The sequence below is a fragment of the Bacillus sp. 3255 genome (assembly GCF_031456485.1).
GTDB lineage: Bacteria > Bacillota > Bacilli > Paenibacillales > NBRC-103111 > Paenibacillus_E.
In genome coordinates, this window is the sequence record NZ_JAVDUS010000036.1 from 1 (window position 1) to 23,207 (window position 23,207).

A 23,207-nucleotide genomic window follows, 5' to 3' on the forward strand; every position below is an offset into this window, starting at 1 on the left:
TACGAATCAAATTGAATATGCCGTTGTAGCTCAACTGGTAGAGCAACTGACTTGTAATCAGTAGGTTGGGGGTTCAAGTCCTCTCGACGGCACCACGCGCGTATGGCGGAATTGGCAGACGCACTAGACTTAGGATCTAGCGGGCGACCGTGGGGGTTCAAGTCCCTCTACGCGCATCAAATGCCGGCGTGGCGGAATGGCAGACGCGCTCGACTCAAAATCGAGTTCTCACGAGTGGAGGTTCGAGTCCTCTCGCCGGTATTCACAGAAAGTGGTTGAACAGACATAGCTCTGTTCAGCCACTTTTTTTATTTATAAATACTTTCCTAACAATTAAGACTGTAATGAGCTAACAATTATAAATTAAAGTGGAAGTATCGTCAGTGCGAGAAGAAGCGAATGCGAAGCACTATATGGAACAGGGGAGAAAAGGATGACGCAGGATTTTCAGAGTTTATTACTGAATAGTGTAAGGGCATCGATAGGCAATATCATTCCTAAGCCATTGAATCAGTCGGAAGTCAGAACGTGCAGCGAGCCGATCAGCAAGGATGAGATCGGCGTCGCCATTCATTTTACGAACAGTGAGTATAGCATGGTTCTGGATGGGCAGCGCGTCGTATTTAGCCGAATCAGCGAGGCGGTGTTCGGAATGTATATGGAAGGCGAGATGCTGGACAGCTGTGTCAGTGAAATTGCCAACATCATTGCCGGCGGAACGACGACCATTCTGGGGGATCAAGGTGTTACGCTGGATATAACGACGCCTTCTCTGCTGCAGGACGGGTTTGATTACAATGAGCGGTCGGGCAGACTGACAATGCCGATAAGCATTGAGACAGTAGGCGATATTCGCGTGATTTTAATGAATAAATAGGATTTAACGTTCTTCTAAGAGCGAGTGCCGAATGCGCTGGCTCTTTTTCATAATATTTTGGAAATAGACCAAAAAATATTGGAGATATCCGCACATTCCCGCGTGATAGTATAAAGAGAAATACGCTTCAGGGGGCAAACCATAAGATGATTCCATCGTACCTTAAAGGCTATGAGAAGTTTTACGCTGTCGATCCGCGTACAGCAGGACAGGCATGGTTTCACGATGCGAAATTCGGGATGCTTGTCCATTATGGTCTGTACAGCCTTCTGGGGCGCGGTGAATGGGTGATGTATGACAATCAAATTCATGTTACCGAATATGAGCAGCTGAGCAATATCTTCACGGCTGAATATTTCGATGCCGACAGCATGGCTGAATTGGCCGTTCAGTCGGGGATGAAATATATAAACTTTATGGCAAGACATCATGACAGCTTTTGCTTGTTCGAAACCGCTGCAACTGATTTCCATAGTGTTCACTCGCCAGCAAGAAGAGACCTTGTTCGAGAATTGGCGGTGGCTTGCGAGAAGAAAGGACTAGGGCTGTTTCTCTCATACAGCTATGGCACTGATTGGCGCCATCCTTATTACTTGTCCAATGAGCAGGGGATGCCGGGATCACGGCCCAACTACCAAGAACCCGAACCCAGATATCTCTATAAGGAACCGCAAGATTTTAGGCGCTACATCGCTTTTGTGCATGTTCAAATTCGGGAGCTGCTTACCAATTACGGTGCGATAGCGGGGTTATGGTTTATTGGTGCAGGCCCATGCTATTATCGGCCGGAGTTGTTCGCTGTAGAGGAGACATATGCTCTAATACGTGCTTTGCAGCCGCAATGCTTGATTGCTTTCCAGCAAGGAGTTACCGGGGATGAAGACTTCATGTCGCAGGATAAAGGTTTCACCCAGTTGGAGGGGAATTTGCGAAGCAGCGGGGTATCGGAGGAAGCGGTTAACCGGTCGAACGAGGTATGGAGGCTGCACCAAGATAAACGAAATGAAATCTGCGTGGCTATGCAAAACAAAGGCTGGGGGTTCGTCAATCGGGTCAAACATATGGATACGGAAGAGGCTATGCGAAAGTTCAGGCTTGCGGGCGAACACAACTGCAATTTGCTTCTTAATACGGGACTATACCCGGATGGCGCTATACCTCTTGAGGATATTCAGACATTTCAGGAGATGGGCCGGCAGATTCGCACGAACGGCTATGAGCATGAAGATTTTATGGCTATATAGCAGAAAAAAACGGAATCAGCATAACGGCTGGTTCTTTTTCTACTTTCAATCGAAAAATTTTGAAATAAGTGCAAAAATTATTGAAATTATGAAAACATTTAAGATGTTATACTTTTTCTCGATTAGAAGTAGATGTTCATAGGGGGAAAGGTAATGAATAACAAAAGAGCACATTGGCGCCTCTGGTATAACCGCCCTGCTGAGCAATGGACCGAAGCGCTTCCTGTAGGAAACGGCAAAATAGGCGGCATGGTATACGGCGGCATTCATGAAGAACGGATCGGCTTGAACGAGGAGACGGTGTGGTCGGGTAAGCCGCATTATGATGAGAGCCCCGGGGTAATGCAGACGATTGGCCAGGTTCGCAGCATGCTGTTTGAAGGGAATTACCGGACCGCGCATCAACTGGCGGAACAATCGATGAGAACGCCGCTTAACCCGAACTACGGCAATTATCAGCCGTTAGGGGATCTATATATTCGAATGGAACTGCCGCAAGGCGAAATAACGAACTACCACAGAGAACTGGATATCGAACAAGCACTCTGCCTAACCAGCTTTTACGTAGGGGGAACGCGCTACACGCGAGAAGTCTTTTGCAGCAATACGGATCTTGTTCTGGCGGTGCGTCTGGAGGCAAGCGGTACGCCGACGTTGAGCGGTTCGATCCGCCTGGAGCGTGAATGCGGTGCAACCGTTAGCCAGAATGGTTCCATGGGCTTGATGCTCAGCGGCGAATGCGAGTATGAAGGCGTAAAGTTTGCCGCGAACTTGGAAGCGCATTCCGAAGGGGGGAAATGCTATGCCACAAGCAATTCCGTCATATTTCGGGAATGCCAAGCGATCACCATAATCGTAACTGCGAATACGACTTACCGGCACAAGGACCCGCAAGGAGCGAACCAAGCCCTGCTCCGCTTGGCAGGCTCGAGATCTTGGGAACAATTGAAGGAAGACCATATCCACGATTACCAAAGCTTGTTTAGCCGCATGGAGATAGATTTGGGTGACGATAGATTTCACGACATTCCTACGGATGAACGTCTTGAGCAGCTGAAGTTCGTTCAGGACGACCCTTATTTAACGGCGCTTTATGTTCAATATGGCCGTTATTTATTAATTGCCAGTTCGCGGCAGGGGACTTTGCCCGCTAATCTGCAAGGCGTCTGGAACGATCGTTTCACGCCGCCATGGTTCTCGGATTACACGATTAACATTAACGCCCAAATGAATTATTGGCTCGCCGAAACAGGCAACTTATCGGAGCTGCACGAACCGCTTTTCGATCTGATGGATTCGCTGGTCGGGCCAGGGCGCAAGGTTGCGAGAGAACGTTACGGTTGCAGCGGAATCGTACTCAGCACAAGGACGAATCCTTGGCTGAATACGTCCCTTCGGGCAACTTCATCGCTGCTCTGGCAGGAAGGAGCGGCTTGGCTCAGCCGCCATTATTGGGATCATTATCTATTCACAGGTGATAAGGAGCTGCTGAGCAATAGGGCTTACATCTTTATGAAGGACGCGGCACGGTTTTATCTTGACTTCATGATCGAGCATCCGCATTACGGATGGCTCGTCACCGGACCGACCACTTCGCCGGAGAATAAATTCAAGGCGGCGGACGGTACGGAAACGGCACTCGATATGAGTCCTACCATGGCCGTCCAAATTATTGACGATCTGTTCGAGAACTGTATCCGGGCAAGCGAGGAGCTCGGGGTGGACGATGATTTCAGAGAGCTGCTCATTCAGAAGCGTTCACAACTGCCTCCGTTGCAAATAGGCAAGTATGGACAACTGCAGGAATGGCTGGAGGATCATGAAGAGACAGAGCCGGGTCACCGGCATATCTCGCATTTGTTCGGCTTGTTCCCGGGGCACAGCATCAGCCGCCAAACACCGGAATTGCTCGCCGCAGCTCGGACGACGCTGGAGCGGAGACTTCAACACGGGAGCGGACATACGGGCTGGAGCTGCGCCTGGATCATTAACTTATGGGCTCATTTGGGAGAAGCGGAGCTGGCCAATCTGTATGTGAAGACGCTATTCAACCACTCGACGCATAGCAATCTTTTCGATAACCATCCGCCTTTCCAGATCGATGGGAATTTCGGGGCGGCTGCCGGCATCATAGAAATGCTTGTGCAGAGCGATGAGGAGGAAATCCGGCTCTTGCCGGCGCTGCCTGCCGAATGGTCGAACGGAAGCATTCGCGGCGTATGCGCGAGGAACGGGTTCGAGCTTGAGCTCCAATGGAGCCGCGGAGTATTGGATAAGGCGTTTATCCACTCCAAGCTAGGCAGGCGCTGCCGGTTAAGGTACTCTTTCAAGGAAGGAATTGAAGTTCACAATTCCAGAACAATCGTTGCAACAAGTCTTAGTGACGGAACATTGGCGTTCGACACCTTGCCTGAAGAATACTATGAACTTATATGCTGATAAGAATCCTCTGCCGACAACGGCGGAGGTTTCTTTGTTCCCGGAAGAGGCGAATGTTCAAATACGGCGAATATAGTAGTCGATAAAACTACATGACGATTCGAGCGAGGAGGATATTCGACGATGAAAAGAAGCGAGGTTAAGGCCGCCCAGGCACGTACGGAGGAAGTGCTTCGGCATAGCGGTATTGTGCTGACAGAGGAGGAGATCAAGAATATCGAGGTGGCCGGTTTTGGGCTCAATGAGCTGCCGGTTCAAGGTCTTGAACTCATTACCTACGTAAATACGGATCGGTATTGTGCCAAAGAATTGGTGCTGTTCCCGCGACAGACGTGTCCGGAGCATCTGCATCCCCCTGTAGGCGATGATCCCGGCAAAATGGAAACGTTCCGCTGCCGAGCGGGAAGCGTTCTGCTCTATGTCGAAGGGGAACCCGCCGCAAGCCCCCAAGCTGTTGTGCCGCCTGGCAGTGAAGCTTATTATACGGTGTTCCACGAAATTGAGCTGCAGCCCGGCGAGCAATACACGATCATGCCGGGCACGAAGCACTGGTTCCAGGCAGGCGAACAAGGGGCCGTCGTATCGGAGTTCTCCAGCACGAGCCGGGATGAATTCGATCTATTCACCGATCCGCGGATCCAGCGCATACCGGTAATCGAAGACGACCTGTAAATCAAAGGCTCGGCTCCGATGATGATGAAGCTCCGGCATTATTCTTGGCCAGCTTCTGCGCAACTTGATCGACCTTCAGAATATGCTGAGAGATTCGCTCTGCGGCAAGCTTCTCATCCCCGGCCTCGATGGCGTCAACGATGTCGCGATGCTCCTGCAGAAGCTTCTCCGCGGATGCGCGCTCAGCGAAAAACCATAGACGGCGAGAAGCCTTCATGCTGACCTGAAGCCTCTCCGTCAAAGACTCCATCATTCCGATCATGAGGGAATTGTGGGAGGCTTTGGCGATCTCCAGGTGGAAGCGGATGTCGGCTCCCTCGCTTTCTTCCTCGTTGTCCAGCGCTTGTTCCATCCTCCGCAAAATATCGCGCAGCGCCGCAACATCCTCTGCCGTCCGGCGGCTTGCAGCCAGCGATGCGCAGCCGGCCTCGATAAATCGCCGCACCTCCTGCACTTCCTGCAGCGACTCGCCCTGATCGAAGAGGGATGCGCCTTCCGCCGGCAGCGGATTGCTCACGAACGTACCCCCGCCGTGCCGGATATCCACCCAGCCCATCGCTTTTAACCCGCTCAGCGCTTCCCGGATCGTCGAACGCCCGACTTGAAAGAGCGCTGCCAGCTCAATGACGGTCGGCAATTTGGAGCCTGGGGCATAGGTGCCCGATTCGATTTGCCTCTTGATCTGCCCCATGACGATCTCCGACCCCTTCTGCGGCCGTATTTGCTCAAATGCCATGCCCATTCCTCCATAAAAATATATACATCTATTCAATCATAAGCTAAAATAGAAGAAAAGTCATCTGATCACATGATCACTTGCAAATGACATACATGATTAGTCCATGGGAGGCCGTTATGCTCGATCAATCGATTAGACAAAAATTGCTTCATATTGTAGGCGACGCTTACTTCAAAGACGATATGGAATCCCTCGTTACCCATTCGTACGACGGAACGCCGATGCTGCAGTCACTGCCTGACGGCGTCATATATCCTAAGGATACGGCTCAAGTATCCGCCATTATGAAGGTGCTTAGCGAGCACCGCATTCCGCTGATCAGCAGAGGCTCCGGCACGAATCTGTGCGGAGGCACGGTGCCTGTTGAAGGCGGCATCGTCATGGTGATGCACCGAATGAACGCCATTCTGGATATCGATATGCAGAACTTGACCGCTACGGTACAGCCGGGCATCATTACGAAGCAGTTCATCGAGCATATCGAAAGCCTGGGTTTATTTTATCCGCCGGACCCAAGCTCTATGGCGATATCCACCATCGGCGGCAATATCGCGGAGTGCTCCGGCGGTCTGCGCGGATTGAAATACGGTACGACCAAGGATTATGTGATCGGATTGGAGTGTGTGCTGGCAAGCGGTGAAATCATGCGCACGGGCGGCAAGCTGATGAAGGACGTGGCCGGGTACGATCTGACCAAGCTGCTGATCGGCTCGGAAGGCACGCTGGCAGTTATCACAGAAGCCACGTTGAAGCTGATCCCGCCGCCGAAGTATAAGAAAACGATGCTGGCGATGTACAAAGATTTGTACGGAGCTGCGCGTACCGTGTCCAAAATTATCGAGAACCGCATCATTCCGGCTACGCTGGAATTCATGGATAACCCGACGATTCGCGTCGTAGACGATTTCGCGAAGCTGGGACTGCCGCTCGATATGGCCGCGATCCTGCTCATCGAGCAGGACGGCGAGGAGGAAATGGTCGAGCGGGACATCGCCCGCATATCCGACATTTGCCGCGAGGAGCTGGCCGATGAAGTCAGCGTCGCGACGAATCAAGAGGAAGCGTTGAAGCTGCTGACGGCGCGCAGAAGCGCATTTACGGCGCTGGCGCGATTGCGTCCGACGACGATTCTGGAGGATGCGACCGTTCCTCGCTCCAAGATCGCCGAAATGGTGTTGGAGATCAATCGCATCGCCGAGAAGCATAACGTACAGATCTGTACGTTCGGGCATGCAGGCGACGGTAATTTGCACCCGACGGCTACGACGGATGCGCGCGATCACGATGAAATTCACCGGGTTGAAGCGGCTTTTGAAGAAATTTTCGAAGCGGCGATTCGGCTTGGCGGCACCATTACCGGTGAACATGGCGTTGGCTTGGTGAAAGCGCCGTTCCTGGAGTGGAAGGTCGGAAGCAGCGGCATCGCGTTGATGAAAGGGATTAAGGATGTATTCGATCCCCACCATTTGCTGAATCCCGGCAAAATGTTCGCCAAAGAAACGAGACGCAGGGTGGTGATCGATCGTGGCTAACCAAGGAGCGACCCTTCAGGAGACGTTAATCCAGAAGCTGGATTACAATCAATTGACGAACTGCATGCGCTGCGGCTTCTGTCTGCCGGTGTGCCCAACGTTCAAGCAAACAGGCATCGAGGCGGAATCGCCTCGTGGACGGATTTCGCTGATGAAAGCAGCCGTAGACGGCATCATGGAACCGGGCATCTCGTTCGAGGATCAAATGAATCACTGCTTGGGCTGCCGCGCATGCGAACCGGCATGTCCGGCTGACGTGAAGTACGGACAGCTGATCGAACAGGCGCGCGATGCGATCGAGACACATACCAAGCAGCACCGCATGTGGGTTCGCGGCGTACGCAAGCTCGTCTTCAAGGAGCTGTTCCCGTCCCAGCAGAGAATGAGCCTTCTCGGTTCAGGCATGCATTTCTACAAAAAGTCAGGCCTTCAGAAGATCGTTCGAAAAACAGGCGTTGTCGGCTTATTTTCCAAGCAATTGTCCGATATGGAGAAAATTTTGCCGGATGCTTCCGGCAAAGGGGTTGCCCAGCAGCTAGGGAGCTTCATCCCGGCCAAAGGCGAGAAGATCGCCACCGTGGGCATGTTCCGCGGCTGCTTGATGGACGTGATGTTCACCGAAACGAATATCAAAACGGTCAAGCTGCTGTCCGAAGCAGGCTTCGACGTGGTGATCCCGGAGACGCAGAACTGCTGCGGCGCTCTTCATGCGCATAGCGGCGAAAGCGACCAAGCCAAAATGCTGGCCAAGAGCAACATCCGCGCGTTCCAAGAAGCAGGCGTCGATTTCATTGTTTCTAATGCGGGGGGCTGCGGCGCTATCCTGATCGAGTATGACCATTTGCTTCATGACGAGCCGGAATGGCAAGAAGCTGCGGGGTGGTTCGCTTCGCGCGTGAAGGATATTGCGACCATTCTCGTGGAGAAGGGGCGTCCGCTCCAATTCACGGAACCTGTAGCGGGCAAAGCGACGCGGGTTACGTATCAGGATTCCTGCCATCTGCGCAACGTGATGAAAGGAAGCAATCCATCCAGACAGCTGTTAAAAGAAGTGGGCAATGTCGCTTTTATCGAAATGAAGGATGCGGGCTCTTGCTGCGGTTCTGCGGGCATTTATAATGTGACGCAGCCGGAGATGGCGAATCAAATTCTTGCCGATAAAATGGTGAATGCGAACGCCACCGAGGCCCGATATCTCGTGACAAGCAATCCCGGCTGCTTGCTGCAGATGAAGCTCGGGATCGACAAGCACGGGCAGAAGGGGCAGATGGAGGCCGTTCATATCGCCGACTTCCTGTATGACAGGGTCGTGAAAAACTAAATCGCACGGCTTACAGATTTAAGCCGCTTCCTTGGGGAGCGGCTTGTTTTTGTGTTACCATAATAAACGGATACATCCACCAAGCAACTCAATTGAAGGGTAATTCGTCCGATAGAAGGAAATCCTGAGAAGTAACTTTTGGCGCAGAAGGTACGTTGATTGTAGGAGGGGATTGTTTGCGATGAATATTCTAGTTACCGGGGGAGCCGGTTTCATCGGTTCGCATATCGTCGATGACTTGATTCACGAGGGGCATCGTGTACATATATTGGATAACATGACGACAGGCCGGATGGAGAATGTGAACAGAGAAGCCATCTTTCACCGGGGGGACGTGATGGACGCTCCAATGCTTGCCAAGGTACTGGCTGCCGCGCAGCCGGAGGTGGTTATTCATCATGCAGCCCAGATTGATGTACAGGCGTCGCTGACCGATCCGTTAACGGATGCCCGAATCAACATTCTCGGTATGATCGGGCTGCTGGAAGGCTGCCGCGACTACAAGGTGAGGAAGATTCTCTATGCCTCCTCCGCTGCGGTGTACGGGACCCCGCAATATTTGAGCGTGGACGAGGCTCATCCCGTGAAGCCGCTCTCGTTCTATGGCATTTCCAAACATACGCCGGAGCACTATCTCGAAACTTTCGCTTCTCTTTATGGAATGGACTATACCATCCTGCGGTATGCGAATGTATATGGAATCAGGCAGGATCCGAAAGGAGAGGGAGGCGTCGTCGCGATCTTCGTGGACAAGCTGCTGGAGGGAAAGCAGCCGGTTATCTACGGCAGCGGCGAGCAGACGAGGGATTTCATCTATGTCCAGGATATCGTGAACGCCAATAGGGCCGCCTTAACGAAAGGCAGCCGCTGTATTTATAACATAAGCTGTAACGAGCAGACAAGCGTTAACGAGCTTCTGAAAGAGATGTACGAGGTCAGCGGCATCGGCAGCTTCAACCCTGCGTATGCGGAGGCTCGTAACGGCGATATTATGCACAGCCGGTTGGATAACCGTGCGGCGATGAAGGATCTGGACTGGCGTCCAACCTACACGTTAAGGGACGGACTCCGGGAAACGATGAACTATTACAAAGAGCAATATCAACGATCCTAGGATCAGTACACCTTCTTGGTGTATCCGTCCGGGGCGTTCAAAGGTATGAAATTCAATTTGCGAGCCTCTCTTCCGGGAGAGCTCTCTTTGTTCATCGTAAGGGTGAACACAACCAATCCCTTCTTCTGCTCCTGCTGGAGCCGTTCCACTCTAGCCTTCGTCCAAGGATCTTTCTTCCAATTGCCGCGCCAGTCTTCCCAAAGCAAAGCATCGATATAGGCTGCCGAATCGTCCAGCGTATCGAATCCCCTGTTTTGAATGACCGAAAGTCCCGGATAGCTTGCCTTCACCTCTTGCAGGAAAGCTGCATAGGCTTCCCGCATGGGGGCCTGCGCTTCCATGTCCTTCATATAATCGTCAATATCCCCGACAGTATCCAGAAATATGCCTTGCATCCCTTTGGATGTAATGGAGGCTTCAATTTCCGACAGCAGCAGCTGGCGATAATGGGCTTCGCGCAAATCCATGAGATAGGAATTCCACTTGGAGAAGTGGATCCGTTCGTCATTGTGCAGGAAATAATCCTGCTCACGAAGCTCTTCGGTGCGCAATTGGTTCCAGGAAGGCGTCTCCATGACGCTAAGATAGCCGATCACCAACGTGCCGGCAGCTTGAATGTCTTGAATCTGCTCACGGGTATACAGCTGAGGCTCTATAATGACGAGATCCTTCGTCTTTAGCTTGGCCATAGCCTGAACGTTCGGGTTTCCATAATAAAGGGAATAATTGTTCACTTGTTGAAAAGGGCCGGTCGCATGCGCTTGCTGCTTCCATATAAACGAGAATAGGGCGAGTGAAACGAGGATCGCTGACGTGTATTTCCATGTGATGGTCATCGTTAATCACTGTCCTTCCTTAGATTTTCCTACATTATATGATAAAAAATGACAGAGATATAGATAAAGTTGACGTAACAGAGCAATGCTATATTTGCATAGGGAGTTGATCACCATGAAGCATATAGCGATTGTAGACGACGATCATATTTTACTTGGTTTTCTCAAAGAACGGTTTGAAGCCAAAGGCTTGCAGATCTCGGCCTACGGAGATCCTTTCGACGCGTTACCGGCAATTAAAACGATAAAGCCGGATGCCATACTGGCCGACGTGCTGATGCCGGGGATGAGCGGTTTTGATTTTTGCCGGGATCTTCGCTCCGATAAGGCGTTTGGGAGAACGCCGATTATCCTCATGAGTGGGAAGCACTCCGCCGGCGAATTGTCCAAGTCGATGATGGCGGGCGCTGATGACTACATCGTTAAGCCTTTTCAAACCGACGACATGTATACGCAATTACAACAAACCTATTGGAAAAAAAACAATCCGATCGTCATTCGACCAATGGACGGTTAGCGGGGAGGAAGCCTGATTGATTTATCGCCAAAACCGCAGGTGGCTGCCCTACATCGAACTTGCAGCAGTTGCTGCTATCATCGTTGCGATCTATCTGGTCTACCGCTTGGACTGGCTGGCGTGGTCCTTGAATCCGTTCATGTTTCTTATCTTGTATTTTGCCCTGCGTTACGGGAACCGGGTCGGCGTCATGGCTGCAGCGGGGGTCAGCTTGCTCCACATTGCCGCCTATCTCTCGGTCCATGGCGATATGTACGGACTGTTTGACCGCTGGGAGCAGGCGAAGTGGTTCATCTGTTACTGGGGCATCGCGCTATTCGTCGGTCACGTCGCTTCGGACCTGCGTTTCAAGTACAGCATGGTGGCGGACGAATTGGAAGAAATGAACGCGCAGCTGGCCAAAGTGGAAGGAAGCTATCGCGATCTGCATGTTGTGAAGAAAGCATTGGAAACCAAAGTCATTGGCGCCCAAGAAAGCTTGTTTACGCTCTATAGAATCGCCAAGGCGCTCGACTCGGAAGATTCGGAAATTATTTTCACCGATGCCGTCCGCTTGTGCAAGGATTTGATCCAAGCCGGCTCCATCGTCATTTACCGGATGAATCAGAATGGCGATGTGCTGCGGCTGAAAGTGTACTATGGCCCCGAGACCCGATATCCGGCTACCGTTTTTCTGGACAAACCGTCGATATACAGCCGAGTTCGCGAGGAGAAAAGCATACAAATGCGCTTGGAAGGCGAGCCCCTGGATGTACCGATCATGGCGGGACCGCTGCTTGATCAGAACCAAAATATCGTGGCAGTGATCGGTCTGAACGGCATGGATCTCGTATCCCTCAACAAGTATACGCTCGATTTGTTCCGGCTTATTCTCACTTGGATGGGCGAGAGCTGCGTGAAGGCGTTCGAGAGGGAGCGGAAGTTAAAGGATGAGCGTTATTTCCCCGGTACGAAAGTGATGGTGCCCGAATATTTCTACGCCAAATTAAATGAAGAAGCGCTGCGGGAAACGGATTTCGACCAGAAATTCCTGCTCTTGAAGCTGCCCGTGGAACTGGGTGATATGGAGGAGTCTGCTGCGCTGTTGGAAATCAATGAGCTTACACAGCGCATGCTGCGTGACGAGGATGCCATGTCCTACGACGCGTTCCGCGGGGAATTGTTGTTCCTGCTGCCCGCAACTTCACCGGAGCTGGCAGCGCTCATTGAGGAGCGGATTCGCAACCGCTTCGACAGGGGGGCTTAGCCATGCGCGTAACCAGGCATGCCCGGCACTTCGACGTTACCGCATCCGCATGGCTGGCGGCGGCCGCATGTTTCCTATTTGCCGCGTTTGACGTCCTGCAAATGGTTTATTACTCCCTTGGATGGATTTGTTTCATGGTTCATCTTCTCCTTGTTGTTCTGTTCTATTTCATGTTTCAATTCGTCGGCTTGCGCACGTATGACCGTATGAGCGCCGGGCTGATACAGACGTTGTTCCTCTTCTTCCCGGGAGTCGGCTTTGCGGCGGGAGGGCTTATCCTGAGCGGCTTGCTGCTGCTGAGGTTCCGGGAAGACTTCTATGAGGAATACGAGAATTACGTGTATCATGTCCCACACTCGCTGGAAACCTATAACATCGATATCGAAGCCGAGTCGAACCGGGTTCCGTTCCGGGAAGTTCTCATGTCAGGGGAGCATGCCGGTAAGAAAGAAGCCCTATTCTCCCTAATGGAATATGAAGGCCGTAACAAAGTGGAGCTGTTTCATGAGGCGCTGACGAACAGCGATCCTGAAGTGGTGCACTATGCCGCGACCAGTTTGAATTATTTGAACGAGCAGTATATTCGCAGTATTAAGAAATGGACCCAGCTGCTTCAGCAGAACGACAAATCCATAGCGACGTGGACGGAATTGTTTGATTCCTACCGGCACTATCTGGAGAGCCGCTTGCTGACGGAAGAGTTGGCGATGGAGGTCAGGGAAGCCTTCAAAGGTTGGATCGCCAGAGGCAGGCAGCAGTTTCCTAACGAGCCTCGCTTTACCGTGGAGTTGTGCCATCTGGCCCGCATGGAGAAGGATTATAAGACCGCGGTCCGGCTTGCCGGGGAAGTATCCGAAGTAGAGGGCTGCCGGTATTTAACGAATCTGACCAAGGCCGAACTGTTGTATGCGGAAGGAAGGCTGGAGGAGCTAAGCCGGTTCGCTCAGATGTGGTTGGATAGCGATGTGGAGGTTCCGCAGGAATATGTGCCCGCCATCCGATTATGGAAGGAGATGAGGGAGCAAGGTGTCCCGCAAGCTGATCACTTTGTCGTGCGTTATCGTTAGTATGCTTGTACTCGGCGTTATGCTGCAGACGATGAGGGTTGTGGACGTATTTCCTTTGTCCCCGTCGAGATATGTATTCAAAGAAGCCCCCTTCACCACGAAAAGCTCGCAGCCGGCATTCATATCGGGCGCTCCATTGGGCTTATCTTTATATGTGAACCCGAAGGATACGGAAGGTCTCAAGGTCCGAGACAATTTGGAGCATGCGCTGGCGCTGGCCAAACTGCCATGGGATACGATCGCTGCGGAGGACCTTGCAACATTGAAGCCGGGACCTTGGACAGCGCTTCTATTGATGGGAGAAGACGTTAGCGGGCTGGATCTGAACATGGTCCAAACGTACGTTCGCCAAGGCGGCAGACTGCTTGTATATACGCGCTTCTATGCGCCCGCCTGGAACGGCATGTTCGGCATCGCCGCCAACAACGGTTATTTCCCGGGATCGAACCGTGGCATCACGGTGAACCAAACGGTGTTTCCCGGTTATCCAAACTTGCCGCCGACGAATTTGTTGTTCTCCAACAATATGCTCGATGTTAAGCTGCAGCCCGAAGCGGAGGTCTATTTAACCTCACAGGGAACGCCTCTGCTGTGGACGTATGTGTACGGCCAAGGCAAGGTCGTGTATTGGAATTCCACGGCTTCAGCCCAGAAGGAGGGGCGGGGGCTCATGGTGCAATCCATCGGCCTCGCCGTGGACAGCCTTGTGACCTCGCAAGTGGCAGCCCGAAGCTTAAACATCGACGATTTCCCCTCTCCGGTGCCGCAGGTCGATAACCCGCTCATTCATCGAGAGTATGGCTTAAGCACACCTGCTTTCTACGAACGCATCTGGTGGGAGGATATGGTACGCATCTCGAAGCTGTACGGTTGGAAATATACGGGACTGATAATTGGCACCTATCAAAACCGGACCGAACCGCCGCTTCCTTCCTTGCTCGACGGCACGCCGGAGCTCATCCCTTATTTCGGCTCCAGACTGCTCGGCCTCGGCGGCGAAATCGGCCTGCACGGCTATAATCACCAATCGCTCGTAACGGCCGATGAGCCGATCAAGCCGGAGCTCGGTTATGTCCCTTGGCCGAACCAAGCGGCGATGGCGAAGAGTCTAAGGCGGTTGACTGAGCTGACCGACAGCTTATTTCCAGGGCATGAATTGAAGACGTATGTGCCTCCTTCGAACGTTATGAACAGAACGGGCAAGATGGCGTTGGCAGAAGCTGCGCCGTCGATCGATATTCTTTCGTCCCTGTACTCGGTTGGGGGAGAGAAGGGCTTTCTCGAGCAGGAGTTCGGCGTCGATAGCGAATTCCCGCAATTTACGAACTATCCGCGCATTTCTTCCGGTTACGCAATCGATGAAGGCCAATTGTTTTTCATCAACGATGCTATCGCCAATTTCGGCTTGGTCAACCATTTCGTTCATCCGGACGATGCGCTGGATATCCAAAGGTCAGGGGGCAAAGGCTGGAAGTATCTTATCCAACATTTCGAGGGCTGGATGTCCTGGTTGAATAAAACGTATCCTTACTTAGAGCCGCTTACGGTTCGAGACGCAGTGAAAAAGTTCAGCCTCTACGAAGCCGGAACGGCGGATGTTCATTATGGAACCCAAAGCATTACGATTACAACGAAGGATCAACTGATTCCGATGCATTACACGGTTCGGGTGCCCGCTCGTCTAGTTCCTCAAATCTCCAAAGAGTCGGGCAATCTCACCCCTTTGGATGAAAAAGAAGGGATCTGGCATCTGGAAGCTCGCCAGCCGACAGTAAATATTCAGTTGAAGGAAAGCAGCCCATGAAAATCGCTTTGATCGTTGAAGGAAGCTATCCCTACGTATCCGGGGGCGTAGCCGGCTGGATTCAGATGCTCGTTGCGTCCATGCCCCAGCATCAGTTCGAGATCATTGCCATCTCTTCCTCCCGGCAGGAGGAGGCCGGCTATAAGTACCAGCTGCCGGCGAATATCTCCGGTATCCATGATATCTACATCATGGATTATCAGAATTTGGAAGGCGGGCGCAAACCGCGTCTGTCCGCTGCCGAGGCGGAGGCATGTCTGGCTTGGTTCGGCTTTCACCCCGGCTCGGAAGAGGCGCTCACGCTGATCGCCGATCCAGCGAAGCTGGGCAACCCCGTTTCGTTCATGGAGAGCGAAAGCTTCTGGAATTTCCTCGTCACCGCCTACGAGACGGAGATGCCGAACCACTCGTTCAATAGCTATTTCTGGACGTGGAGGTCGATGTACTTGCCTGCGGTGTACCTGCTGCAGCAAGCTTATCCGCCGGCGGATGTCTATCATGCCGTGTCTACGGGCTATGCCGGTTTGATCGGCACATATTTGCGGATGAAGCGCAAGAAGCCGTTTCTGCTGACCGAGCATGGCGTGTATGCCCGGGAGCGGGAGGAGGAGATCCTGAAGTCGGCATGGGTCGATCCGCCCTTCAAGCGGCGCTGGATCGATTATTTCTACCATATGTCCAAAGGAGCTTACCGGACGGCCGACCGTACAATTGCACTCTACGGCGGAACCCGCCAGATTCAATTGGAGCTCGGCGCTCCTTCGGAACGAGCTCTGGTCATTCCCAATGGAGTCGACTACAAGCGATTGTCGCAGCTTCCCCGGCGGGCAAATTGTGCGAGTGGCCGGATCGTCTTCGGAGCCGTCGTACGGCTCGTGCCGATCAAGGATATCAAGACGCTGCTCTATGCGGCGCGGCTGGCCAGCAGCGAGATTCCTCACATGCAGCTGTGGATCATGGGACCTACCGACGAGGACCCCGATTATTATCAGGAATGCCTCGCTTTGAGACGCAATCTGCAGTTGGAGGACATGGTGACGTTCACCGGCAAGGTTGCCGTCGAAGACTATCTGCCGGCCATCGATGTGCTGATCCTGAGCTCCATTAGCGAAGGGCAGCCCCTCGCCGTCTTGGAAGGCATGGCGGCGGGAGTCCCGTGGATCTGTACGGACGTCGGCAGCTGCCGGGAGCTGCTGGAAGGAAAAGATGAGCGGGACACAGGCATGGCGGGCTATATCGTGCCTCCCGTGAATCCCAGAGCGATGGCCGATATGATGGTGAAGATGCACGGCCTCCCGGATCAGCGGGTCTACATGGGGCAAGTCGGCCGCAGGCGGGTAGAAGCCTTGTATCAGATCGATCATTTTATTGAGGCGTACAAGCAGTTATATGATGAGGTGGTAACCTGATGGCAGGAATCGGATTCACCCTGCAGAAGCTGTTCCGCGAAGATTATTTATCGCTGCGCGTTCGCGCTTACGCATACGCTTCTTTCATTGCGGCGGGCCCGTGGATCTTATCCGTCGGGAGCATTGCCTTCATTAATGTCATCCTCGTTCATGTCGCCAATGTGGAGGACTCCCAGCGTCAGCTGTTCATCGTCACGGTTTCCTACTGCTTCATCTTCTCCCAGATGCTCTCCGGAGGATGGCAGCTCCTCGTGACACGATATTTGGCCGACCATTTTTTCTTGAACCGGCTGGAAGTCGTTACGCCCACCTACACCGGTATTTCCAGAATCGTTTTCGCCATATCGCTCGCAGCCGCCGTCATTTTCTACGGGTCTTCTCCTTTACCCGTCCTATACAAAGGGATAAGCGTGATGCTATTTTTCATGTGCGGTCAAATATGGCTGGCGATGGTTTTCTTGACTGCGGCCAAAGATTATAAAATGATCGCCTATTCCTTCCTGGCCGGGTCCGCCGTTTCGGTCGCCGGAGTTTTCGTTTTCCTCCGCTTTCCGGTTATCTTAGGGGCGTACGAGCAGGCGGTCAATATGTTGCTGGGGTTCGGCTGCGGCATTCTGACGACGATGTGTATGCTGGTGTTTGTGCTGCTGCGCGCTTTCCCTGCGAAGATTTCCTCCAATCCGTACGCATTCCTAAGATATGTCGATAAATACCCATCACTCCTATGGGTCGGGTTCCTATACAACATCGGGGTGTGGACACACAATATGATCGTTTGGATGGGACCTTCCGGGGTCTGGATCGAGGAGACGTTCGTGTACAGTCCGATCTATGATACGGCGGTATTCCTGGCCAACCTGACGATTATCCCATCGCTTGTTCTGTTCGTCGTTTCCGTGGAAACGCAGTTTTATGACAAGTACAAATCGTTCTATGGCTATGTGGCGAATGGCGGGACGCTCGAAATGATCCATAAAGCGAAGAAACATATGGTGGAGGTGCTGTGGCGGGAGCTGTACAGGCTCACGAAGCTGCAGGGGATTATCACCGTGTTCGTGATTCTCGTGAGCGAATTGCTGCTGGAGCGAATCGGCTTGCAGAAAACCGTCATCGACATTTTCAGACTATGCGCGCTGGGGGCTTTGTTGAATGCGATTATGCTCATCCATATTCTGCTCCTGCTGTATTTCGAGGATCGCAAGGGCGCCGTCATCGCCGGAGCGGTTTATTGTGCAATGAATGTGCTGCTGACGGCCGGCCTGCTGCCTCTGGGGGTCGATTATTACGGGTTCAGTTACTTCCTGGCGGGTCTTGCCGCTTACGCGTGGAGCGGGTACAGACTGCTGGCCTTTCTGAAACGGATCGAGGTGCATACTTTTATTACGCAAAGCATCGTTTACAAGGATAGGTCCGGATTGTTTACATGGCTCAGTAGGATAAGCGATGCCCGGCGGTTATTCAAATAATCTTTATTTGAACGCTTTTCGGGCTGCGGCGGGCGTCATCCCCAGCACTCTTTTGAACATGGCATGGAAATGGGGAAGGCTCTCGAAGCCGCAAAGCTCGGCGATATGCTGAATGGTGGTATCACTTTCGGCAAGCAGCTGTTTGGCGCGAATGATGCGCTTCGTCATGATGTACGCGGTCACATTCAGGCCGGTCAACTGCTTGAACACCCGGCTGAAATGCGCCGGCGAGACGGCGGCTTGCTTGGACAGCGTGTTAAGCCCGATATCCTCGCAGAAATGCTCATCGATATAGAGCAGACTCTCTCTCATCCAGCCGGGAGCGGCAAGGGGATCGCCTGTATGCAGCGGCATATCCGAGCCTATGTCCCGCTGCAAGTAGAGCAGCACTTGTAGCAGCTGTACGTAGACAGCCTGCCGGTGGCCGGGACTCCTCAGCTTAAGCTCATGCCGGATCGCATCCCAGCAATGCTCCAGGTGCTGCCGCTGCGGCAGCAGTGTGGCCAGCTTGTAATGGCGCAGCTGTGCAGCCTGCTCGAAGCTGTGCAAATAGGAGAACGTATCGCCAAGCTGCGGCGCTTGAACGAGCCCCGGGCTGAAATACACCGCGGTAGAGGTGACGGGGGTTTCTTTATCGGGTGTCGCCCGATGAATCGTATTGCCCGGAATCAGGAACACGTCTCCGGCCTTCATTTCGTAGAACGTGTGATCGATGAAGAAAGTGCCGTTGCCGCGGTACACATACACAATTTCATACCAGTCGTGCAGATGGTCAGGAAGCTCGCTTTGCGAGCTTTTTGTGTTTTTATAGGCATAGGAGAAAGGGAACGTATCTTGGTTATCGAAAATTTTGCGAATGGGCCCCACAGCGACAAGCTCCTTCCGTTTCTGTATGAAGCAATGATATCAAAAAACAGTATAAATGTGCTAAAAATCATTATTTTATTGTTCGGAAATGCTGTTAAAATGAAAGAAAGCGATATCATAAATATGCTCATAAAAGAAGGGATGAAGTCGGGATGCGAATCGATGCTCACCAGCATTATTGGACAATCGACCGCGGGGACTACGGCTGGATCGGGCCCGAACTGCCGGTCTTGTATCGTGACTATTTGCCGGAAGACCTTAGCGCTCATTTGCAGCGGCATCAGTTGGATCGCACCATCGCGGTTCAAGCGGCGCCTACTTTGGCGGAAACGGATTATCTCCTGTCCTTGAGCGAAGGTTCCGAGACGATTGCAGGCGTAGTAGGGTGGCTCGATCTGAGCGATCCCGAGCACTTGCAGCACTATGCAAGATTTCGCGAACATCCGAAGTACGTCGGCTTTCGCGTGATGATCCAGGAAATGCCGGATGCGAGCGTCATTCTTCAGCCTTCCTATGTGGAGGCGCTGCGTTATTTTGCCCGGGAGGACGTGCCTGTTGATTTACTCGTGAAGTCACAGCAACTGGAGGCGGTCGTCGAGCTGCTCGACAAGGTGCCGGGCTTGCGCGGGGTTATCGACCACATCGCCAAACCGCAGATCGCAGCAGGCGTGACCGAGCCTTGGAAGAGTCAGATGACGGCGATCGCGAAGCATCCGGGCATCTACTGCAAGCTGTCGGGCATGGTGACGGAAGCGGATCATGAGCGTTGGCAGGAAGCGGATTTCACCGGATATATCCGGCATGTGCTGGATGTGTTCGGGTCGGAGCGGGTGATGTTCGGCAGCGATTGGCCGGTTTGCCTGCTGGCGGCTGATTACGATGAAGTCATGCAGATCGTGCAGCGCGCATTGCCGGAAACTTGGACGGATCGGGAACGGGAACGATTATTCGGACTAAACGCAAAGGAGTTTTATAAATTATGAGATACCGACAATTAGGCCAAACCGGGCTGGACGTCTCGGTGCTGAGCTTCGGGGCTTCATCGCTCGGCTCCGTTTTCCGGGAGACGAATGAGGCGGAGAGCATCCGGACCGTGCATGAGGCTGTTGACTTAGGCATTAACCTGATCGACGTCTCCCCGTATTATGGACTGACCAAGGCGGAGACGGTGCTGGGGAAAGCGATCGGGCAAATGGATAGGTCACGCTTCATCTTGTCGACGAAGGCCGGGCGTTACGGGGAAGCCGAGTTCGATTTCTCGACCGAGCGGATCATTCGCAGCGTCGATGAGAGCCTGAAGCGGCTGCAAACCGATTATATCGATATTTTGTATTTGCACGATATTGAATTCGTCCCTTTTCATGAGGTTGCCGAAGGGGCGTTTCCCGCGCTGGATGCCTTGAAGCAGTCCGGCAAAATTCGGTATTTCGGCGTATCCGGCTTGCCGCTGTCCGTATTTGAAAAATCGCTGGCCGTGAAACCGCTGGATTCCGTCCTGTCTTATTGCCATTACGCTTTGAATGACACGTCATTGCTGGATGTAGTGCCGCTTCTCGAGCAGCACGGCGTCGGCTTGGTGAATGCGTCGCCGCTCTCGATGGGGCTGCTGAGCACGAGACCGCCGGCGGCCTGGCACCCGGCACCGGCTGATATTCAGCAGGCCTGCAGGGAGGCGGCGGAGCATTGCACCCGCCAAGGCACGGATATCGCCAAGCTGGCGGTGCAGTTCGCAACAGCAGACGAACGGATCCCGACGACGCTGGTCAGCACCGCCAACCCGGAGAATATCCGCAAGAACATCGCATGGACGGATGAACCCATGGATACTCAGCTGCTGCAAGAGGTGCTGGACATTCTGAAGCCGGTTCATAACAAATCTTGGTTAAGCGGAAGATCTGAATATAACGAAAGAACGTTTGTGTAGTGGAGGGCAACCGAATGAAAGCGATCGTATGTGAACAGATTGAGCAGTTTCGAATGGTAGAACTGGAAGCTCCTGAGCTTCGAGCCGGAGAGGCTATCGTTCGTATTCAAAGGATCGGCATCTGCGGAACGGACTTGCATGCTTACAAAGGGAACCAACCCTTTTTCAGCTATCCGCGCGTATTGGGGCATGAGCTTTCCGGTTATATCGAATCAATCGGAGACGGGGTAACGGGGCTTGCGGTCGGCGATCAAGTCAGCGTTGTGCCTTATCTCCACTGCGGATCTTGCATTGCCTGCCGCGAGGGCAAGACGAACTGCTGCACCGACATGAAAGTGCTTGGCGTCCATGTCGACGGGGGGATGCGGGAGCTGATCGCTGTACCGGCCAGCCATTTGATCAAGACCGACGGGCTGACGCTGGAGCAAGCGGCCATGCTGGAGCCGCTCGCCATTGGCGCCCATGCGGTGCGCCGGTCGGAGCTTCGCGCCGGTCAGACCGCGCTCGTGATCGGCGGGGGGCCGATCGGGCTTGGCGTCATGGTTCTGGCCAAGCAGCGCGGCGCGACCGTCATCGCCATGGATATCAATGAGGAGCGCTTGGCGTATTGCCGCAATTGGGCGGGGGCGGACTACACGGTGAACGCGCTGGAGCAGCCGAAGGATCGGCTGCTGGAGCTGACGAACGGGGAGCTTCCGGTCGTTGTCTTCGACGCGACAGGCAATGCCCGGTCGATGACGGATTCGTTCGGGCTTGTCGCCCACGGCGGCAAGCTGGTGTATGTCGGACTCGTGAAGGCCGATATCTCGTTCCACGATCCCGAGTTCCATAAGAGGGAGCTGACGTTGATGGCCAGCCGCAATGCCACGCTGGAGGATTTCGCTGCCGTACGGGCCGCCATGCAGGCCGGCGTTATTGATGTAGAGCGTTATATTACGCACCGTGCTTCCTTCGATGAGATGATCGGCCAATTCGAAACTTGGCTGAAGCCGGAGTCGAAGGTGATTAAGGCCGTTGTATGTTTGTAAAAGAAGCGCTCAACCGCTGTTATGGCGGTTGGGCGTTTTTTGCGGTGTGGAGTCCGCCGCTGCCGGGCAGGGGGCAACGTGTGCGGGGCGAGCCACCGGCGTGAGCTGCGGGAGGCACGCTAACGGACTGAGAGGTCCCTATTCGGCGAGCAAGGGCCTCGAGGAGAAGGTAACGGACTCCAGTGCCGTTATTTGCCCGTTCGGGCCTGATTATGCCCGGAAACTGGGCAAATAAGGCCCCTGGTGTCCGTTAGCGGCGAAATGCGCCGTTTTTCGCGCGATTAGCGGCCGCTGTGTCCGTTAGAGCGCCGCCGGGCCGGGGGCAACGTGTGCGGGCGAGCCACCGGCGTGAGCTGCGGGAGGCACGCTAACGGACTGAGAGGTCCCTATTCGGCGAGCAAGGGCCTCGAGGAGAAGGTAACGGACACCAGTGCCGTTATTTGCCTGTTTTCACTCGATTTTGGATGCCAAATCGGTAAATAAGGCTTTGGGTGTCCGTTAGAGTCGGCACACCACAGCTTTCACGAGAATAACGGCTCCCGTGTCCGTTAGAATGCGTGCTGCATGACCTGACGGCTTATGGAGCAGGCAGCTGCCATGCCAGAATCTATATACTGGCGGGATAAGCTTATTTGGGTGGAAGTTCGGATACCGGCGGGGATAAGACACTCTTGGCGGGTGACGGCACACTTGTAGACTAGCTAACGGACACAGCGGCCGTTATTCGATGATCTTGCGACATTTGGGAATTCTAACGGACACCAGTGCCGTTATTTGCTCGCTCGGGCCTGATTTCGCCCGGAAACTGGGCAAATAAGGCCCCTGGTGTCCGTTAGCGGCGAAATGCGCCGCTTTTCACGCGATTAGCGGCCGCTGTGTCCGTTAGAGCCGCTGGGCAGGAGGCTTCCTGTGCGGGGCGAGCCGCCGGCGTGAGCTACGGGAGGCACGCTAACGGACTGAGAGGCCCCTATTCGGCGGACAAGGGCCTCGAAGAGAAGGTAACGGACACCAGTGCCGTTATTTGCCCGCTCGGGCCTGATTTCACCCAGAAATTGGGCAAATAGGGCCCCTGGTGTCCGTTAGCGGCGAAATGCGCCGCTTTTCA

Annotated in this window: 21 protein-coding genes and 3 tRNA genes; 21 read left to right on the forward strand and 3 right to left on the reverse strand. The window is 53.5% G+C overall.

Annotated features, from left to right (window positions below; translation table 11 throughout):
- The first annotated feature begins 19 nt into the window (after positions 1-19).
- The 7 genes from J2X61_RS35355 to J2X61_RS35385 all read left to right on the forward strand — a co-directional run bounded on the left by J2X61_RS35355 (position 20) and on the right by J2X61_RS35385 (position 5,232).
- Positions 20-95 (forward strand) — tRNA-Thr (locus J2X61_RS35355).
- Between the two features lies 1 nt (position 96).
- Positions 97-176: transfer RNA gene (locus tag J2X61_RS35360), tRNA-Leu, on the forward strand.
- Positions 177-182: 6 nt separating this feature from the next.
- Positions 183-261: transfer RNA gene (locus tag J2X61_RS35365), tRNA-Leu, on the forward strand.
- Positions 262-433: 172 nt separating this feature from the next.
- Positions 434-877: a chemotaxis protein CheC gene (locus tag J2X61_RS35370; protein ID WP_310195077.1), complete on the forward strand. Its 444-nt coding sequence runs from the start codon at positions 434-436 to the stop codon at positions 875-877.
- Positions 878-1,023: 146 nt separating this feature from the next.
- On the forward strand, positions 1,024-2,121 hold the full coding sequence (locus tag J2X61_RS35375; RefSeq protein ID WP_310195078.1) for an alpha-L-fucosidase: 1,098 nt from the start codon (positions 1,024-1,026) through the stop codon (positions 2,119-2,121).
- Positions 2,122-2,274: 153 nt separating this feature from the next.
- The gene (locus J2X61_RS35380) at positions 2,275-4,560 is read left to right on the forward strand and encodes a glycoside hydrolase family 95 protein (protein WP_310195079.1); all 2,286 of its coding nucleotides are present in this window, start codon (positions 2,275-2,277) and stop codon (positions 4,558-4,560) included.
- A gap of 123 nt (positions 4,561-4,683) precedes the next feature.
- Entirely contained in the window at positions 4,684-5,232 is a 549-nt protein-coding gene (locus J2X61_RS35385; protein WP_310195080.1) for a D-lyxose/D-mannose family sugar isomerase, read from the forward strand.
- 1 nt (position 5,233) lies between these two features.
- On the opposite strand, the gene J2X61_RS35390 is transcribed toward J2X61_RS35385, so the two are convergent.
- On the reverse strand, positions 5,234-5,968 hold the full coding sequence (locus J2X61_RS35390; protein ID WP_274473435.1) for a FadR/GntR family transcriptional regulator: 735 nt from the start codon (positions 5,966-5,968) through the stop codon (positions 5,234-5,236).
- A gap of 119 nt (positions 5,969-6,087) precedes the next feature.
- Between J2X61_RS35390 and J2X61_RS35395 the strand changes: the two genes are divergently transcribed.
- From J2X61_RS35395 to J2X61_RS35405, 3 genes are all read left to right on the forward strand, one after another.
- On the forward strand, positions 6,088-7,503 hold the full coding sequence (locus J2X61_RS35395; protein ID WP_274473436.1) for an FAD-linked oxidase C-terminal domain-containing protein: 1,416 nt from the start codon (positions 6,088-6,090) through the stop codon (positions 7,501-7,503).
- Between the two features lie 64 nt (positions 7,504-7,567).
- Positions 7,568-8,824 (forward strand): (Fe-S)-binding protein, encoded by a 1,257-nt coding sequence (locus J2X61_RS35400; RefSeq protein ID WP_274473479.1) that lies wholly within the window; start codon positions 7,568-7,570, stop codon positions 8,822-8,824.
- A gap of 181 nt (positions 8,825-9,005) precedes the next feature.
- On the forward strand, positions 9,006-9,938 hold the full coding sequence (locus tag J2X61_RS35405; protein ID WP_310195084.1) for an NAD-dependent epimerase/dehydratase family protein: 933 nt from the start codon (positions 9,006-9,008) through the stop codon (positions 9,936-9,938).
- 2 nt (positions 9,939-9,940) lie between these two features.
- Here J2X61_RS35405 and J2X61_RS35410 read toward each other — a convergent pair whose 3' ends face one another.
- The gene (locus tag J2X61_RS35410) at positions 9,941-10,774 is read right to left on the reverse strand and encodes a glycoside hydrolase family 191 protein (protein WP_310195087.1); all 834 of its coding nucleotides are present in this window, start codon (positions 10,772-10,774) and stop codon (positions 9,941-9,943) included.
- A 115-nt stretch (positions 10,775-10,889) separates the two neighbouring features.
- Between J2X61_RS35410 and J2X61_RS35415 the strand changes: the two genes are divergently transcribed.
- Genes J2X61_RS35415 through pelG form a run of 6 tightly spaced genes read left to right on the forward strand, consistent with a single transcriptional unit; the run spans position 10,890 to position 18,283 of the window.
- Positions 10,890-11,291, forward strand: coding sequence for a response regulator (locus J2X61_RS35415; RefSeq protein WP_310195089.1), 402 nt, complete (start codon positions 10,890-10,892; stop codon positions 11,289-11,291).
- A gap of 16 nt (positions 11,292-11,307) precedes the next feature.
- Positions 11,308-12,537 (forward strand): hypothetical protein, encoded by a 1,230-nt coding sequence (locus J2X61_RS35420; RefSeq protein ID WP_274473442.1) that lies wholly within the window; start codon positions 11,308-11,310, stop codon positions 12,535-12,537.
- Positions 12,538-12,539: 2 nt separating this feature from the next.
- Positions 12,540-13,604: a hypothetical protein gene (locus J2X61_RS35425; RefSeq protein ID WP_274473443.1), complete on the forward strand. Its 1,065-nt coding sequence runs from the start codon at positions 12,540-12,542 to the stop codon at positions 13,602-13,604.
- The gene (locus tag J2X61_RS35430; protein WP_310195094.1) at positions 13,564-15,408 is read left to right on the forward strand and encodes a DUF2194 domain-containing protein; all 1,845 of its coding nucleotides are present in this window, start codon (positions 13,564-13,566) and stop codon (positions 15,406-15,408) included. The genes J2X61_RS35425 and J2X61_RS35430 overlap by 41 nt, the downstream gene beginning before the upstream one ends.
- On the forward strand, positions 15,405-16,817 hold the full coding sequence (gene pelF / locus J2X61_RS35435; protein ID WP_310195096.1) for a GT4 family glycosyltransferase PelF: 1,413 nt from the start codon (positions 15,405-15,407) through the stop codon (positions 16,815-16,817). Before J2X61_RS35430 ends, pelF begins: the two co-directional genes overlap by 4 nt.
- Positions 16,817-18,283, forward strand: a complete 1,467-nt coding sequence (pelG, locus tag J2X61_RS35440; RefSeq protein WP_310195098.1) for an exopolysaccharide Pel transporter PelG — start codon at positions 16,817-16,819, stop codon at positions 18,281-18,283. Before pelF ends, pelG begins: the two co-directional genes overlap by 1 nt.
- A 3-nt stretch (positions 18,284-18,286) precedes the next feature.
- Here pelG and J2X61_RS35445 read toward each other — a convergent pair whose 3' ends face one another.
- Positions 18,287-19,150 carry an AraC family transcriptional regulator gene (locus J2X61_RS35445; protein WP_274473447.1) on the reverse strand — a complete coding sequence of 288 codons (864 nt, stop codon included), beginning with the start codon at positions 19,148-19,150 and terminating at the stop codon, positions 18,287-18,289.
- A 152-nt stretch (positions 19,151-19,302) separates the two neighbouring features.
- Here J2X61_RS35445 and J2X61_RS35450 point away from each other — a divergent pair, with 152 nt between their 5' ends.
- From J2X61_RS35450 to J2X61_RS35470, 5 genes are all read left to right on the forward strand, one after another.
- Positions 19,303-20,133 (forward strand): amidohydrolase family protein, encoded by an 831-nt coding sequence (locus J2X61_RS35450; protein WP_274473449.1) that lies wholly within the window; start codon positions 19,303-19,305, stop codon positions 20,131-20,133.
- On the forward strand, positions 20,130-21,074 hold the full coding sequence (locus J2X61_RS35455) for an aldo/keto reductase (protein ID WP_274473450.1): 945 nt from the start codon (positions 20,130-20,132) through the stop codon (positions 21,072-21,074). The genes J2X61_RS35450 and J2X61_RS35455 overlap by 4 nt, the downstream gene beginning before the upstream one ends.
- 14 nt (positions 21,075-21,088) lie before the next feature.
- Positions 21,089-22,102, forward strand: a complete 1,014-nt coding sequence (locus tag J2X61_RS35460; RefSeq protein WP_310195102.1) for a zinc-binding alcohol dehydrogenase family protein — start codon at positions 21,089-21,091, stop codon at positions 22,100-22,102.
- Positions 22,089-22,337, forward strand: coding sequence for a hypothetical protein (locus J2X61_RS35465; RefSeq protein WP_310195105.1), 249 nt, complete (start codon positions 22,089-22,091; stop codon positions 22,335-22,337). The genes J2X61_RS35460 and J2X61_RS35465 overlap by 14 nt, the downstream gene beginning before the upstream one ends.
- 640 nt (positions 22,338-22,977) lie before the next feature.
- A complete protein-coding gene (locus J2X61_RS35470; RefSeq protein ID WP_310195107.1) occupies positions 22,978-23,166 on the forward strand; it encodes a hypothetical protein in 189 nt (62 codons plus the stop codon).
- Positions 23,167-23,207: the final 41 nt, after the last annotated feature.

What these genes read in the sequence shown, in the direction of transcription:
- J2X61_RS35370 (WP_310195077.1), top strand. Translation starts at nt 434, where the DNA reads ATGACGCAGGATTTTCAGAGTTTATTACTGAATAGTGTAAGGGCATCG.
- J2X61_RS35375 (WP_310195078.1), top strand. Translation starts at nt 1,024, where the DNA reads ATGATTCCATCGTACCTTAAAGGCTATGAGAAGTTTTACGCTGTCGAT.
- J2X61_RS35380 (WP_310195079.1), top strand. Translation starts at nt 2,275, where the DNA reads ATGAATAACAAAAGAGCACATTGGCGCCTCTGGTATAACCGCCCTGCT.
- J2X61_RS35385 (WP_310195080.1), top strand. Translation starts at nt 4,684, where the DNA reads ATGAAAAGAAGCGAGGTTAAGGCCGCCCAGGCACGTACGGAGGAAGTG.
- J2X61_RS35390 (WP_274473435.1), bottom strand. Translation starts at nt 5,968, where the DNA reads ATGGCATTTGAGCAAATACGGCCGCAGAAGGGGTCGGAGATCGTCATG.
- J2X61_RS35395 (WP_274473436.1), top strand. Translation starts at nt 6,088, where the DNA reads ATGCTCGATCAATCGATTAGACAAAAATTGCTTCATATTGTAGGCGAC.
- J2X61_RS35400 (WP_274473479.1), top strand. Translation starts at nt 7,568, where the DNA reads ATGCGCTGCGGCTTCTGTCTGCCGGTGTGCCCAACGTTCAAGCAAACA.
- J2X61_RS35405 (WP_310195084.1), top strand. Translation starts at nt 9,006, where the DNA reads ATGAATATTCTAGTTACCGGGGGAGCCGGTTTCATCGGTTCGCATATC.
- J2X61_RS35410 (WP_310195087.1), bottom strand. Translation starts at nt 10,774, where the DNA reads ATGACCATCACATGGAAATACACGTCAGCGATCCTCGTTTCACTCGCC.
- J2X61_RS35415 (WP_310195089.1), top strand. Translation starts at nt 10,890, where the DNA reads ATGAAGCATATAGCGATTGTAGACGACGATCATATTTTACTTGGTTTT.
- J2X61_RS35425 (WP_274473443.1), top strand. Translation starts at nt 12,540, where the DNA reads ATGCGCGTAACCAGGCATGCCCGGCACTTCGACGTTACCGCATCCGCA.
- pelF (WP_310195096.1), top strand. Translation starts at nt 15,405, where the DNA reads ATGAAAATCGCTTTGATCGTTGAAGGAAGCTATCCCTACGTATCCGGG.
- pelG (WP_310195098.1), top strand. Translation starts at nt 16,817, where the DNA reads ATGGCAGGAATCGGATTCACCCTGCAGAAGCTGTTCCGCGAAGATTAT.
- J2X61_RS35450 (WP_274473449.1), top strand. Translation starts at nt 19,303, where the DNA reads ATGCGAATCGATGCTCACCAGCATTATTGGACAATCGACCGCGGGGAC.
- J2X61_RS35455 (WP_274473450.1), top strand. Translation starts at nt 20,130, where the DNA reads ATGAGATACCGACAATTAGGCCAAACCGGGCTGGACGTCTCGGTGCTG.
- J2X61_RS35460 (WP_310195102.1), top strand. Translation starts at nt 21,089, where the DNA reads ATGAAAGCGATCGTATGTGAACAGATTGAGCAGTTTCGAATGGTAGAA.